The organism is Roseivirga spongicola (assembly GCF_001592965.1).
GTDB lineage: Bacteria > Bacteroidota > Bacteroidia > Cytophagales > Cyclobacteriaceae > Roseivirga > Roseivirga spongicola.
Genome location: NZ_LRPC01000023.1, coordinates 190862 through 205117 on the forward strand (window position 1 = coordinate 190862; position 14256 = coordinate 205117).

At 39.8% G+C, this 14256-nt stretch carries 12 protein-coding genes; 6 read left to right on the top strand and 6 right to left on the bottom strand.

Annotation, left to right across the window (positions count from 1 at the left end; genetic code table 11):
* Window positions 1–64: 64 nt before the first annotated feature.
* Both AWW68_RS11895 and AWW68_RS11900 read right to left on the bottom strand, forming a co-directional pair.
* A complete protein-coding gene (locus AWW68_RS11895; RefSeq protein WP_068221318.1) occupies window positions 65–604 on the bottom strand; it encodes a prephenate dehydratase domain-containing protein in 540 nt (179 codons plus the stop codon).
* On the bottom strand, window positions 597–1697 hold the full coding sequence (locus AWW68_RS11900) for a chorismate mutase (RefSeq protein ID WP_068221320.1): 1101 nt from the start codon (window positions 1695–1697) through the stop codon (window positions 597–599). Before AWW68_RS11900 ends, AWW68_RS11895 begins: the two co-directional genes overlap by 8 nt.
* Window positions 1698–1776: 79 nt before the next feature.
* On the opposite strand from AWW68_RS11900, the gene AWW68_RS11905 reads away from it, so the two are divergent.
* Window positions 1777–2988 carry a proline dehydrogenase family protein gene (locus AWW68_RS11905; RefSeq protein ID WP_068221322.1) on the top strand — a complete coding sequence of 404 codons (1212 nt, stop codon included), beginning with the start codon at window positions 1777–1779 and terminating at the stop codon, window positions 2986–2988.
* A gap of 75 nt (window positions 2989–3063) precedes the next feature.
* On the opposite strand, the gene AWW68_RS11910 is transcribed toward AWW68_RS11905, so the two are convergent.
* Together AWW68_RS11910 and AWW68_RS11915 are read right to left on the bottom strand one after the other, a co-directional pair.
* Complete coding sequence (locus tag AWW68_RS11910; RefSeq protein WP_068221324.1) at window positions 3064–4164, bottom strand: M56 family metallopeptidase; 1101 nt, start codon at window positions 4162–4164, stop codon at window positions 3064–3066.
* Entirely contained in the window at window positions 4157–4516 is a 360-nt protein-coding gene (locus tag AWW68_RS11915) for a BlaI/MecI/CopY family transcriptional regulator (RefSeq protein WP_068221325.1), read from the bottom strand. The genes AWW68_RS11910 and AWW68_RS11915 overlap by 8 nt, the downstream gene beginning before the upstream one ends.
* 148 nt (window positions 4517–4664) lie before the next feature.
* Between AWW68_RS11915 and lysS the strand changes: the two genes are divergently transcribed.
* Entirely contained in the window at window positions 4665–6374 is a 1710-nt protein-coding gene (gene lysS, locus AWW68_RS11920) for a lysine--tRNA ligase (RefSeq protein WP_084375670.1), read from the top strand.
* 58 nt (window positions 6375–6432) lie between these two features.
* On the opposite strand, the gene AWW68_RS11925 is transcribed toward lysS, so the two are convergent.
* Window positions 6433–9099, bottom strand: a complete 2667-nt coding sequence (locus AWW68_RS11925) for a putative LPS assembly protein LptD (protein WP_068221326.1) — start codon at window positions 9097–9099, stop codon at window positions 6433–6435.
* 124 nt (window positions 9100–9223) lie between these two features.
* Here AWW68_RS11925 and AWW68_RS11930 point away from each other — a divergent pair, with 124 nt between their 5' ends.
* From AWW68_RS11930 to AWW68_RS11945, 4 genes are all read left to right on the top strand, one after another.
* Window positions 9224–10027: an N-acetylmuramoyl-L-alanine amidase family protein gene (locus AWW68_RS11930; RefSeq protein ID WP_068221391.1), complete on the top strand. Its 804-nt coding sequence runs from the start codon at window positions 9224–9226 to the stop codon at window positions 10025–10027.
* A complete protein-coding gene (locus AWW68_RS11935; protein ID WP_068221328.1) occupies window positions 10027–10986 on the top strand; it encodes an MlaD family protein in 960 nt (319 codons plus the stop codon). The genes AWW68_RS11930 and AWW68_RS11935 overlap by 1 nt, the downstream gene beginning before the upstream one ends.
* A 106-nt stretch (window positions 10987–11092) precedes the next feature.
* Window positions 11093–12721 carry an acyl-CoA carboxylase subunit beta gene (locus AWW68_RS11940; protein ID WP_068221329.1) on the top strand — a complete coding sequence of 543 codons (1629 nt, stop codon included), beginning with the start codon at window positions 11093–11095 and terminating at the stop codon, window positions 12719–12721.
* Window positions 12722–12723: 2 nt separating this feature from the next.
* Window positions 12724–13587 carry a transglutaminase-like domain-containing protein gene (locus AWW68_RS11945; protein ID WP_068221330.1) on the top strand — a complete coding sequence of 288 codons (864 nt, stop codon included), beginning with the start codon at window positions 12724–12726 and terminating at the stop codon, window positions 13585–13587.
* Here AWW68_RS11945 and AWW68_RS11950 read toward each other — a convergent pair.
* Window positions 13581–14204, bottom strand: coding sequence for a 4'-phosphopantetheinyl transferase family protein (locus AWW68_RS11950; protein ID WP_068221333.1), 624 nt, complete (start codon window positions 14202–14204; stop codon window positions 13581–13583). The genes AWW68_RS11945 and AWW68_RS11950 overlap by 7 nt on opposite strands.
* Between the last annotated feature and the right edge of the window lie 52 nt (window positions 14205–14256).

The following is a 14256-nucleotide window of genomic DNA, read 5'->3' on the forward strand; positions in this document are numbered from 1 at the left end:
AGAAACATAGAAAACTTTATTTTAGAAATTTTGGAAATCGATTGTAGAAACAAACGTTTGTTAGTTAGTGAGATACAAGACCAAAAGTAGTGACGTTTTGGTTGCTATCTTGTATGTTTTCTGCGACAATAGAAAGTGAGTTCGCTATTAGAGCTTCTTTAGAACTAATGACGGCTGCCCATTTATCTCGTCCATTTCGTAATTCTTCAATAGCTCCAGCAGTGCTCTTACTAGAGATGAATTTGATATGACTGTATTTGGAGAAATAATCACGAGTCTCCTTTATGGCCATTGGGTGTGAATGAATTTTTTGAATAGAGCTGATATTGTTTTTGAAGAAGCCGCCTAAGCAAAGGTTGACTTCCAGATCGAATTCTTTTAAAAGCTTAAGTCCTTTGTTCTGTATTAACTTACTGTTAGTATTTACATCTCCACTGTGCGAGTTTCTCAAAGCAATAAGAGCATGTTTAATTTCTCCACTTTTCAGGGCGTTGAATACCTCATCAAATGAGCTGTAGTAGGTATGCTTTAATTCTGGCAAAAAGCGTCTACGGGCTAAATCATGAAAAGTGTATTCTGGCCCAAGAAGGCCTAAGTCAGTCATTCGGTAAATTTATATTTTGTTCGTTTTTATTGAAAACTTCGGTTTGAGTTTTGACAGACTGCTGATGTAGTAGCCTTAGTATATCTACCACAAAATCCTTATCCAGGTTGAGCTGTTCGGCCCATTCCTGTCTAGAGTTGAAGATTTCCTTCCATCTGCTTAGCTGAAAAATGGCTACATTATTCTCTTTCTTGAACTCACCAATTTTCTCCACTAAGTTCATCCTTAAATTTACTGCCTCTAGAATTTCTCTGTCTGCAGCATCAATTTGCTCTCGAATTACCTCTAACTGATTAATGATGTTATCTTTAGTAAATGCGGAGTCTCTTAATATTATATTGTCAAGAAGGGCGCTGAGGTCGTTGCTAGGAACTTGTTGCGCAGCATCACTCCAGGCTTTAGAAGGCTCACAATGAGCCTCAATCATTAAACCATCATAGTTTAGATCCATTGCTTTTTGAGCAATTTCAGGCACTAAATCTCGAGCACCAGCAATGTGACTTGGGTCGCATACTAATGGTAATTCGGGAAACTCACTTTTTAAGTCAAGAGGAATTTGCCACATGGGAATGTTCCTGTACTTACTTTGCTGGTAAGTATGGAAGCCCCTATGTATAGCTCCTAATTTAGTGACGCCCGCTTTGCTGAATCTTTCTAGAGCTCCTTTCCAAAGGGAAAGCTCTGCATGGATGGGGTTTTTGACCAAAACTGGTAATTCGGACCCCTGTAAGGCTTCAGCGAGCTCTGCAACATTGAAAGGGTTTACGGTTGTTCTTGCGCCAATCCAAACTAAATCAACTTGGTATTGATGAGCTAGCTCTACATGTTCTGGGGTGGCCACTTCCATGGCAAATTTGAATGGAGTTTCTTCTTTCAAAGCCTTTACCCACTTAAGGGCTTTTTCTCCATTGCCTTCAAAGTTGCCAGGCCTAGTTCTAGGTTTCCAAATTCCCCCTCTTACAAAGTCTACTTTATTTAAAATAGGTAATACACTATCTCTAAACTGTTGCTCAGTTTCTACACTACAGGGCCCTGAAATAATCAATGGTTTTTTGTAGTCCTGATACCAATTTTTAAGTTCGCGGATGTTCATGAGCAATGGCTTTTAGAACCAAATAACAAAAGTAAAAACCTATTGGTTTGTTCTTATATTTGCCGACCTAAATTCGCCTATGGAGTTAAAGAAGTTTGTCGATTTTGACGAATTAGAAACAGCCTTCAGATCTAAAACCGATGAAGCGCTGAAAAAGCGTCATTTCATTTTCAGTACTATGCAATGGCCATGGCTGGTTAAAATAGGAACCACCATGACTAAGTTTGCGCTAGCCGCTCGGTTGCCAGTTAAAGGGCTTATTAAAAGTACCATCTTTGATATGTTTTGTGGAGGAGAAACCTTAGATGGTTGTCAACGTTCTTCTCACGAGCTAGCGGCTTTTGGTATTGGTGCCATCTTCGATTATTCCGTAGAAGGTGAAAAAACAGAAGAGGGGTTCGATCAAACCACAAACGAACTGTTGAGAACAATTGAAAGGGCAGGAGAGATGGAGTACATCCGCTTTGCCGCTTTTAAGATTACAGGGTTGGCATCGTTCGACCTTTTAGCCAAAATCCATGCTGGTGAAAAGCTAACTCCAGATGAGCAAGCTGCTTATGATCGGGTTTTCGAAAGAGTAGATAAAATCTGTAGGCTGGCCTACGAGAAAGATGTTTCTGTACTGATAGATGCGGAGGAAACGTGGATTCAAAAGCCTGTAGATGAACTGACGCTCAAAATGATGAGTATCTATAACCGAGAAAAAGCGCTCATCTACTATACTTTCCAAATGTATTGCCATAGCATGTTAGATAATCTCAAGAGGCTTCATCAACATGGTAGGGATAATGGTTATCGCTTGGGGGCCAAGTTGGTTAGAGGAGCCTACATGGAAAAGGAGAGAGCGAGAGCTGAAGAAATGGAGTACGAAGATCCTATTCAGCCTAACAAAGAGGCTTCTGATAGAGACTTCGATTTAGCTGTGAGGTACTGTGTGGAACATATCCATGAAATTGGTCTTTTCTCAGGAACCCATAATGAAGCATCAAATTATAAGCTCACGCTCGTGATGGATGAACTGGGCTTACAAAAGAACGACCACCGTATTTTCTTTGGTCAGTTGTATGGCATGAGTGACCATATTTCCTTTAATCTAGCCGATGCTGGTTATAACGTGATTAAATATGTGCCTTACGGGCCACTAAAGGCTACAATTCCTTACTTAATTAGAAGAGCCAACGAAAACACCTCGGTTAAAGGTCAGAGTGGAAGGGAACTGAGCAACGTTAAAAAGGAGCTCTCTAGAAGGAAGTTATTTAAGAAGCAGTTAGGGCATCAGGATAAGTTCTGATAGTTCTAATAACACATAAAAAAAGAAAGGCTGGAAAATATTTTCCAGCCTTTCTTTTTTGAGGAACGATAGGTTCTAGTCCCTCTTAATAATTTCGACAGACACAACTCTGCTTAATGGGATTTCCTCTTCCTCAATAACTGTATTGTCATCCACTCTTTTTTGAATTTGAGGGCTTAAGTATACTTTGACTTTTCCGTTGATCATTTTGGAAGCCACAAGTGAGTCAGTGGGGCTCCAGTACGACCTCGTTACATTCTCCACTATTGGATTTAAGTCTACATCAATTGGAATTTCCGTTTCCTCGAACACAATTTCATTGGTTTCAGGATTTGCCTCTTCAGTACATGCGAGAGCAAAGACCAATGCTCCAAGTACCGGTAATGCGAATAATGGTTTTAAACGTTTCATGATATTTGAGTTTATAGTTTTTATCATTTTCAATCTTTTTTGAATCGGGTGTTGACCGAAGTTGGCGACTAGGCTAGGATTTATTTTGCTCAGTGTTAATTCAAGCAATGATTTTTCATAGGCCCTTGCGTCAGATTTGCTAAGTGCATAATGGTCGGCAATAAATTCATGCTGAAGCTGAGCCGATTTACTATAGAAGTAGCTAAATGGATTGAACCAATAGAAACACTTCAGTAATTCAAAAAATAGTGTGTCTAAAGTGTGTTTTCCATCAATATGAGCAAATTCATGGGCTATGACTTGCTCTCGGAACTTGTGTTGGGAAGCTAAATCCTTGCCAATGTAAATAGTATTCAAGAAGCTGAACGCTTCATTGCCTTCTATTTCGATTATCTCAACATGCTTTCTATTTAGAACGAAGTTTTTGCCTAGCTTTCTTTTAACAAGCAAGAGCTTTACTAAAAGGAGTGCTAAAGAGGTGGTTAGCCCGAGTATGTAGATTAACCCAAATGAAATGCTAATGCCGCCTTTACCATTTGTTGCAATTGAGTCTTCTACTGAAACTGCCTCTTGAATAGGTGGAGTTGAAGGAAACAGGTTCCAGTTCGTTTCAATGTTCAGAAATGGGATAATCAGAGAGATAATAACTGATATTAAAAGGTATGCTCTGTTTATGTTGAGCAGCTTCTCTCTATGCAGAAACACCCAGTAGAACAGGTAGAAAACTGCCAAGCAAATGGACGATTCAATTAGGAAATTACTCATCGTCTTTCAGCTTTTTCATTAAATCCTCAACCTGCTCCATGTTCAGTTTCTTTTCCTGAACCATAAAAGAGAATAGCTTTTCAGCTGATCCTTCAAAGTAATTACTCAATAGTCCATTCATAGACTTTCGGGTATATGCTTTCTTTTCAATTGCCGAAGAGTAGGAGAAGGTGTTGCCTAATTTAGTCCTAGTTACAAAGCCCTTGCTTTCTAATATTTTCAGAAATGTTCCCACAGTGTTGTATGCAGGTTTTGGTTCGGGCATTTTATCTACAATTTCTTTTATGAAGAGCTGATCGTACTCCCATACTATCTGCATTACTTGCTCTTCCGCTTTCGTTAAATCTTTCATAACTCCTAAGTATTTCGGAAATGTCCTAATAATTTCGGACAACTCCTAGAAAACTAGGAATTCTTTTTCACCTGTAAACACAAGAGGTCAATTGTTTAAATGTTTTGGTTGAATGATTAACTTTGCGGCTTCAAAATTTTGATGCGAAATGCAAGTATTGAGCGAACAGGAAATTCAACGAAGACAGGAGAAAGAAGAATTGGAGCAAATGGGGATAAACCCATATCCTTCAAAGACATTTGAGGTAACCGCATTTTCAAAGGAAATAAAGGAAAACTTCGATAAGAATCCTGATCAATACAAAGAGGTGACTTTGGCCGGTAGAATGATGAGCCGTAGAATTATGGGATCAGCTTCTTTTGCCGAAATACAAGACTCACAAGGCCGAATTCAAGTTTACGTTGCTAGAGATGAGGTGAGTCCTGAAGAGGACAAGACTTTATATAACACCGTTTTCAAAAAGATTTTGAGCATCGGTGACTTTATTGGGGTAAAAGGGCATGTTTTTAAGACTAAGGTTGGAGAGATTTCTGTACATGTAACAGAGCTTGTAGTGCTTTCTAAATCACTTAAGCCACTGCCATTACCAAAAACTGATGCAGAAGGTAAGGTGCACGATGCCTTTACTGATCCAGAGCAAAGATACCGTCAGCGCTATGTAGATTTAGTGGTGAATCCGCAGGTGAAAAAGACTTTCGTTCAAAGGACACAATTGGTGAATTCAATGAGAAACTTCTTGGCCGATAAAGGCTACTTAGAAGTGGAAACACCAATTCTTCAGCCACTTTATGGTGGAGCAGCAGCTCGTCCATTCAAGACTCATCACAACACCTTAGATATGACTTTATATCTGAGAATTGCCAACGAACTTTACTTAAAAAGATTGATTGTTGGTGGTTTCGATGGTGTGTTTGAGTTCTCAAAAGATTTTAGAAATGAAGGTATGTCTCGTTTCCATAACCCTGAATTCACTCAGGTAGAGTTGTATGTAGCTTATAAGGACTACAACTGGATGATGGACACTGTGGAGGCTATGATCGAAAAAGTAGCAATGGATCTTCACGGAACCACTAAAGTAAAGGTGGGCGAGAATGAAATCAACTTCCAAAGACCTTGGAAGCGTTTCACTATGTTCGAGGCTATTGAGCACTTTACTGGCGTTGATATTTCCGAAATGGACGAAGACGCGCTAAGGGCAACGGCTAAGGATCTAAAGGTAGATGTAGATGATTCAATGGGTAAAGGAAAACTGATTGATGAAATTTTTGGTGAGCACTGCGAACCTAAGTTGATTCAGCCAACTTTCATTACTGATTACCCAGTAGAAATGTCTCCATTGGCTAAGAAGCACAACACTAAAGAAGGATTAGTGGAGCGTTTTGAGGCCATTTGTAATGGAAAAGAAATCTGTAATGCTTTCTCTGAGTTGAATGATCCTATTGATCAAAGAGCCAGATTCGAAGAGCAACTAGAGCTAGGTAAAAGAGGAGATGATGAAGCCATGGTGCTCGATGAAGACTTCCTTCGCGCTTTAGAGTATGGTATGCCACCTACGGCTGGTTTAGGTGTAGGTATAGACAGGCTTTCCATGATTATGACTAATTCAAACTCTATTCAAGATGTGTTGTTCTTTCCTCAAATGAAGCCAGAGAAAAAAGTTTCTGTGGAGTTGAGTGAAGATGCCAAAGGTGTAATGGAATCTTTGAAGAAAGCTGGTAAAACTGACTTAAACTCATTTAAAGAAAGTACAGGTCTTTCAAATAAGAAGTGGGATAAAGCCATTAAGGAGTTAACTAAAAATGGCTTAGCCAAAGTACAGAAAACTGACGACTCGCTGACGGTGGAGTTTGTTGGATAAAGATTAGTAGAAAAATAAATGAGAGCACATGCTGCAAAGTATGTGCTTTTTTTGTGTCTTAGAATCCTCTATTATTATCAAACTGACTTCTTCTTCGGCTAATTTTTAAGTCTTTTAGTACGGAAGATTTAATTTGAATGTCTATGGTGTAAGATGTGAAAGCACCAAAAGGAATCCAGTTGGCTCTCATTTCCCAACAACCTAAGTCACGATACAGTCCTACTGATGTAGTAGTGAAGTCTTTGGCATCGAAGTCATACCCAGTATTGTAGGTTACCTGCCATTTTGGGGTCAGACCAATTTGTCCGTTGGCTTTTATTGACTTTCTAGTCGTGGTATTTGTTGGTGTCCAGCGATAGCTATAATCCATACTCAACCTAATATTCCAAGGAACACTGATATCCACGTAGGAGTTTTCGTCATAAAAGTACTGCTCCATTTGCCGTACTATGTCGCTTCCTCCATTATTGATTGTGCCAAATTCATTTTCATCACCCATACTGCCTATCATACTGGCATTTTCTCTTGAGAAACCCTGATTGTTTCCTCCGGAGTTGGCAGCCTTTGAGTTTAAGCTAGTGGAAAGCGAGAATCTTGCACTTGTTATTCTGCCGAGCCCTTGTCCAGACCTTATCGCTAGGGCGTCAACTCTTCTTAAGGTTTCAACACCTGTTTCAGAAACTTGAGTTAAGTAAGTGTATGGATCTAATGTAGCGCCTGCGTTAATACTAAGTTTTCTATTAAATAAAGTGGTTCTGGCTGTGATGGCTATGGGAGAAAGATTAAATGAATCGGCTAAGAAGTTATAACTGCCTTGAAAGTTTAAGCTTTCTAGAAGTGCTACTTTTTCTGCCTTGGCTGTGTCGTTCTTTACTTTCATCTCAAATTTATTGCTAACTCCAAAACCAATTGAAGCAGACTCCCCTAAACTTGGTGAGCCAAAGCGAAAGCCATCATACTTTGAAAGAAGTCTATATGTGCCATTTCCTGTTGTATCGGTTTGAACCTCTTGGTAAAAACCATATTTAGGATCACTAAAGTCTGGTCTGTAGCTGAAACTAATATTTGGACTCATGATGTGTCTTATCGCTTCGACTTTACGGCTCTTAGGGAAGTTGAACTTTCCATAGATTTGTGTAGACAGACCTAATGAAGCGCTGTAGGTCATTGCTCTGCTAAAGCCGTTTATGGTATCAATTTTTACTGCATTCTCTTCTTCAAGAAACTCATAGTCTAATTCTTGCAAATACCAGAGTTCTTCTATTTGAAAAGATGGTGAAAAGTTAAAGTGTTCCAGTAAGGTGAAAGAAGTGGATAGCCCCACATTGTGCCTGGCTCCATTTTTAGCATTATCTAAGAGTTCACCAAGCGTATCAAAACCTACAGTAATGGTGTCAATTTCAGTGGCTCTATTGGCAATGTTAAAGCCTGCAGAGCCTGGCCTAACAATATTTGTTATCTGATTTGATGCGTTAAACCTCCAATCAAAGTTTACTCTATTTAAAATGTCTGCCTCAGCATTTTTGAATGGATAAATCCTATTCATGTTTAATGACATTTCTGGTAAGGCTACATCTATTACTCCTGTTTGAACGTTTTGATTATGTCTTGCACTAAAAGAGTAACTAAACGGTGACCTTGGGATAGAACCACTATACTGAATGTTTGACCTAAACTCGGAACGGACGTTGTTAGATAGGTTTGTGGTGTTTAAATTGTTTTGGTTGTAAGTGCTAGTACCTGCATTCACACTAGCAGAGAACCGAGAGTTTCTTCCTCTAGACTCAGGAGTGTGCGACCAACTCACCCAAAAATCTCTAGAGTTCAGTCTATCAGGATCGTACTCGGGTGTAATGTTTTTATTATAAGTAACGTTGAACTGTCCACCGTAGCTATAGCGCTTCCTGTACACAGACCTAATAGTGGTTGCCCAACTACCTTTAGAATAGACGTCAGCAGTTGCAGCAGTATGGATGTAGTCATTCCAAGCAAAATAATATCCCCCTTCTTTCAAGAAAAGCCCTCTTCTTCGCTCATCACCGTATTTAGGGAACAATATGCCAGAAGTAGCTTCTTGTGTATCAGGGAAGTAACCAAAGGGTAGGCCTAGTGGAGTTGGAATATTACCCACGTATAATAGGAAAGGCCCTGTTATGACATTTTTACCCGGGTTGATCTTAATTTTTTTGGCTTTGATGTATGTGCCTGCATCAGGGTCATCTGGGCACGGTATATATTTTCCATCCTTTATATATGCACTTTCATCGGCCTCTCTTTTTACTACACTCCCCCTCAAGAAGCCTTCCTGCTGTTGAGTGGCTACTCCTTTAATATAGGCTTTCTGTGTTTCAAAGTTGTATCTAATCTCTTCAGTGTCAAAGATATCTGAACCGTCTTTGAAAACAGGTCTGCCCAGCCAGACTCCCGTAGAGTCTTGAACTCCTGTGGCGGTTAGCTCATTTTTGTTTCTGTCGATAACAATTCTTTCCGCTGCGAGGTTTATATCACCGTATTCAATTCGGGCTTTTCCATAGAGGTAGGTTTGGTTTGTTAAAAGTTTAGTAATTATGGAGTCGGCAGCGTAGTATTTTATTGTGGTTTGAATTCCATTTACAACAACTTGTAGAGAATCTGACTGTCCAGGAATTGTATCGTTCTCATTGATGCTATTAAGATCGGCACGGTTTTGTCTATCTTCTTGGAGGATCGGACTAGTCTGAGCCATACCTTTGGAGAAGCAAAAAAGAAAAATGAGAAGTAAATATATTTTTCCGTTTGAAAACACGCTGTATTTCGGTTTTTCCGAATTTTTAAGATTTTTGCGTAAAGTTATTTCAATCAGCCGTTTCATGCGCATTAAAGTGAAATTTTATCTGATTCCTTTAGTTCTTTTAACAATCCTTGCCGGTTTGACGACTAATTCTTTCGGGCAAACGCAAAAAAAGAAGTACAAGGTAGTTTTAGATCCTGGCCACGGAGGCAAGGATTCTGGAACCATGGGGGCAAAGCTGAAAGAAAAAGATGTGGTGCTCCCAGTTGCAATAAAGGTAGGGAAGTACCTAAATGAGTATACTGACGACATTGAGGTCATTTTTACGCGTACTAAAGATGAGTATAGCCATCCTGCAGTTAGAGCTACAAAAGCCAATCAGGCAGAAGCAGATTTGTTCGTGTCCATCCACGCAAATGCTATGCCAGCAGGTAATTCCCATGTGTTCGGAACCGAAACTTATGTAATGGGAACTAAAAACGAAGGAAGAAACTTTGAAGTAGCAAAGAGAGAGAACTCCGTAATTATGCTAGAGGCAGATTATAAGGAGAAGTACCAAGGTTTTGATCCTGAGGCACCAGAGGTGAATATTATGTTTGAAATTCAGCAGGAGGCATATCAGGAAAATAGCATTAGATTAGCTCAGAACGTTGAGGAGCAATTCTCTAAAAGGGCAGGTAGAAAGAGTAGAGGTGTAAAACAGTCGAGCCTATGGGTGCTGTGGAACACGGCAATGCCAAGTGTTTTGATAGAAATAGGTTATCTTACCAACCCGAAAGAGGAGAGTGAGTTAGCTACTGAGCAAGTTCAGGACTATATAGCCTCGGCTATTTTTAGGGCAATTAGAGATTATTTTGAATACTTAAAAACCACACAGAACTAGTGGCTAAAGGCAGAGAATTTAAGGTTGGGTTATTTGTGGTCGTAATGGCCGCTGTGTTGTACATAGGTTTTAACTACCTAAGAGGGTTGAACGTATTTTCTCCATTAAACACTTACTACGTGAAATATCAGAACGTAAGTGGGCTTAACAAAGGAGATAGAATTATACTCAACGGCTTAGATGTTGGTAGTGTAGTTGAGCGAAAGTTCTCAAACGATCAGTACAACGAAATCTTGGTTACCATGGCTATCGATAAAACGATCAAACTAACCGATAGTACCTATGCACGGTTAGCCAAGCCAGACTTACTAGGTGGTATAGAAGTTCAGCTTATTCTAAAGCCAGGAGGAACAAGACTCCTAGAAATGGGCGATACACTTAATGGTGAAGTAGACGGAGGTATTACTGAACTACTTACACAAGAAGGTATCTCTGCAGCCAATCAATTAACCTCTTTGGTAAATAAAATCAATGATGTGTTAGATCCTTTTGTGGAAAAAAGTGATACCATCGGTGCTGCTTTGGATAACTTCAAAAAGCTATCTGATGAGCTTATTGTTACCAATAGAGTTGCACAAACAACCATGGAACAGTTTAGACTGCAAATGGAGTATGTAACAGATTCTTTGGTGGTTGCCATGGGAGGAGTAAAGCCACTTTTGGCAGAATATCAGCAATTGGGCGAAAAGCTTAATGCTGTTGATTTCGAAAGTAGACTTGTTAAAATAGATTCTGTACTCACTGGAGCCGAAACATTCATTACTAGGCTTAACTCTAACGATGGTACTTTGGGCAAATTAATGACCAACGACTCTCTTTATAACACCCTTACACAGACTATGGCAGACCTGGATAGTCTGATGATAGACTTGCGTTATAACCCGAAACGCTACATGCATTTCTCTCTTTTCGGCAGAAAAAATCGTCCACCTGCTGACGGTAGAAGCTCAAATAGATAGCAGTTCCAAACAGTCGCTCAAATTTCCGGTTTGAATTCTTAGTGTACGGGTCTATTTTTAGACCTGTAAACTATAATGGAATTGAGTAACTCACAACGGAAATTGAATGGATATAGACTTCAATAAAAATGACGACCAAATGCGTCAGCTCATTTTTCAACTAAACACTAGGTTGAAGAAGGTGAAGCTTGGAGGAGGAGAAAAGAAAATCGAATCTCAGCACAAGAAAGGAAAGCTCACTGCTCGTGAACGGATAGACTACCTGATTGATAACCAAGAAGACTTTTTAGAGGTTGGTGCCTTTGCAGGCGATGGCATGTATTCAGATGTTGGTGGTTGCCCTTCTGGAGGCGTGGTAACGGGTATTGGAACCGTAAGCGGCCGACAGTGTATGATTGTAGCCAATGATGCTACTGTAAAAGCCGGTGCTTGGTTTCCAATTACGGCCAAGAAAAACCTACGAGCGCAAGAAATTGCCATGGAGAACAGGTTGCCAATTATCTATTTGGTAGATAGTGCAGGTGTTTTCTTACCAATGCAGGATGAGATTTTTCCTGATAAAGAACACTTCGGAAGACAGTTTAGAAATAACGCAAAAATGTCTTCTATGGGTATTATTCAGGTGGCTGCTATTATGGGTAGCTGTGTGGCAGGAGGAGCATATTTGCCAATTATGAGCGATGAGGCTGCTATTGTCGATAAAACAGGGTCTATATTTTTAGCGGGTTCTTATCTGGTAAAAGCCGCTATTGGTGAAGATATTGACAATGAAACACTAGGTGGGGCAACAACCCAAAGCGAAATATCAGGAGTCACTGATAATAAGTTTCCAGATGATCAGAGTTGCTTAGACTATATCAAGTCTATTTTCGATAAGATTGGCTCTTTTGAAAAGGCAGGCTTCGATAGAAAAGAGCCTGTAGCCCCAAAGAAAGATGCTAAAGAGATTTACGGTATAATGCCGCAAGATCGCGTGAAGCCTTATGATGTTCGCGATATCATAGCCAGAATTGCAGACAACTCTGAGTTTGAAGAGTATAAAGAAAAGTATGGACAAACCATTGTGTGTGGCTACGCCAGAATAGATGGATGGGCTGTTGGTATTGTAGCTAACCAGCGCGTGGTTGTAAAGTCTAAAAAAGGCGAAATGCAAATGGGAGGAGTTATTTACTCCGACTCAGCAGATAAATCAGCAAGGTTTATTATGAATTGCAACCAGCGAAAGATACCATTGGTCTTCTTGCAAGATGTAAGTGGGTTTATGGTAGGGAGTAGAGCCGAGCATGGAGGAATTATTAAGGATGGTGCTAAAATGGTGAATGCCATGGCCAACTCAGTGGTGCCAAAATTTACCATCATTACAGGTAACTCATTTGGAGCAGGTAACTACGCTATGTGTGGAAAGGCCTATGATCCTAGGTTAATCTACGCTTGGCCAACCGCTCAAATAGCAGTTATGAGTGGAGCTTCTGCTGCGAAAACGCTTTTGCAAATCAAGGTATCTACCTTAAAAGCACAGGGTAAGGAGATTTCTCCAGAAGAAGAGAAATCGCTTTTGGAAGATATTAAGGCTAAGTACGATGAACAAATGAGCCCGTATTATGCCGCATCAAGATTATGGGTCGATGGAATTATTGATCCTCAAGAAACCAGAAAAGTAATATCAAAAGGTATAGAAGCAGCGAATCATGCACCTATTAAAGAGTCTTTTAATGTAGGTGTGATTCAGACTTAAGTATGGAAGAATCGGGTAATTTGAATAACAATGAGCTTAAAGCCTTGGTGTCATTATTAGATGATGATGACATCGAGGTAGTTCAACATGTGGAAGATAGGATAATGGCTTTGGGTACGTATATAATACCGTACTTAGAGTTTGAGTGGGAGAGCAGTTTTAACCCTGTTGTTCAGAAGCGTATAGAAGAACTCGTGCATAGCTTGCAATTTGAGCTCACCAAAGAAAAACTATATGCTTGGAAGGCACAAGGTGGCAAAGATCTGTTAGAGGGTATGTGGCTCATTAGTACCTATCAATATCCTGATTTGGAGTTAGAGCAACTCAGCAAAGAAATTGAGCAAATCTATTATGATGTATGGATGGAATTCAAAAGCGAGTTGCATCCGGTAGATCAAGTGAAGCTGATCAATTCGGTGTTGTTCAATAAGCTCAAGTTTGGAGCTAACACAAAGAATTTTCATTCTCCGGGCAATTCAATGCTCAATGTGGTGCTGCAAACAAAAAAGGGTAATCCAATAGCCCTTTGCGTTATCTACATGTTGGTTGCCCAAAAATTGAACCTGCCTATTTACGGAGTAAATTTGCCGAACCTTTTCGTAATGACTTACAAACAGGGAGATGTTCAATTTTACATCAACGCATTTAATAGGGGGCTAGTTTTTTCAAAAAAGGAGATAGATGAGTACTTAACTAATTTAAGACTCTCTCCAAACGATAAGTACTATGAGCCATGCGAAAATGTGGAAATCGTGGCCAGAGTTTTGAGAAACTTAAGTCATGCACATGAAAAGCTAGGCCACACAGAAAAGGTAGAAGAAGTGGCTGAAATGCTCAGAATAATTGAAGAGAAGGTAGATCAGTAAGCAATTACTGTAACCAAAGGAGTTTCGTTGGGCTGGTAAAGCTTGTATAGCGAAACTCCTTCTTTTTTCTCTATAATTTTACCTTCCCCGAGTTCTCGGTCTAAGTTTTTGGTGATTAACTGTTCAGCAAAGGCTAATTTAGTTCTCCCATGCAGTTTGTACAGGGCCTCTTTGGCAGACCAAACCTGTGTAAGTCTATGAATGTCTTGAGCCACCCATTCTCTCTCTGTAGAATGAATGAATTTGTGAGCAATTTTAACTACCTGATCACGCTCATGCTCAATGTCAATTCCAATGTCACCATCCAAATTAATAGCAGCGGCAGCAAAACCTTTAGCATGAGAAATAGAAAGGCCTATGCTTTCATCGCGTAAATGAGGTTTGCCAAACTGATCTTTGTAAATCTCAAAATCCCCATAAGGCTTAAGTAGTTCTTGTAAAGCGCACCTGGCGGCTAATGACTCTAAACGTCTTGATTCAACTTTAATTTCTGCTAAAGGTTCATCGTCCTTAATGCTCGAGCCCAAAGCGTCAAATAACTCATTTTCACTCTCAGTGATTTCCCAAATGGCAAACTGAATATTTGGTTCGTTTAAACCTTTTTTTATAATAGGCATGTACTTACTGCGAATTTGATTTTGTGCTGCTTAATTTTGCAAGCCCTTTCAA

Excerpts from the sequence above, each read along its gene's own strand:
- AWW68_RS11910 (WP_068221324.1), bottom strand. The coding sequence starts at position 4,164 with ATGAGTAATTTCCTAATTGAATCGTCCATTTGCTTGGCAGTTTTCTAC.
- AWW68_RS11900 (WP_068221320.1), bottom strand. The coding sequence starts at position 1,697 with ATGAACATCCGCGAACTTAAAAATTGGTATCAGGACTACAAAAAACCA.
- AWW68_RS11940 (WP_068221329.1), top strand. The coding sequence starts at position 11,093 with ATGGATATAGACTTCAATAAAAATGACGACCAAATGCGTCAGCTCATT.
- AWW68_RS11945 (WP_068221330.1), top strand. The coding sequence starts at position 12,724 with ATGGAAGAATCGGGTAATTTGAATAACAATGAGCTTAAAGCCTTGGTG.
- AWW68_RS11930 (WP_068221391.1), top strand. The coding sequence starts at position 9,224 with ATGCGCATTAAAGTGAAATTTTATCTGATTCCTTTAGTTCTTTTAACA.
- AWW68_RS11950 (WP_068221333.1), bottom strand. The coding sequence starts at position 14,204 with ATGCCTATTATAAAAAAAGGTTTAAACGAACCAAATATTCAGTTTGCC.
- AWW68_RS11905 (WP_068221322.1), top strand. The coding sequence starts at position 1,777 with ATGGAGTTAAAGAAGTTTGTCGATTTTGACGAATTAGAAACAGCCTTC.
- lysS (WP_084375670.1), top strand. The coding sequence starts at position 4,665 with ATGCAAGTATTGAGCGAACAGGAAATTCAACGAAGACAGGAGAAAGAA.
- AWW68_RS11895 (WP_068221318.1), bottom strand. The coding sequence starts at position 604 with ATGACTGACTTAGGCCTTCTTGGGCCAGAATACACTTTTCATGATTTA.
- AWW68_RS11915 (WP_068221325.1), bottom strand. The coding sequence starts at position 4,516 with ATGAAAGATTTAACGAAAGCGGAAGAGCAAGTAATGCAGATAGTATGG.
- AWW68_RS11925 (WP_068221326.1), bottom strand. The coding sequence starts at position 9,099 with ATGGCTCAGACTAGTCCGATCCTCCAAGAAGATAGACAAAACCGTGCC.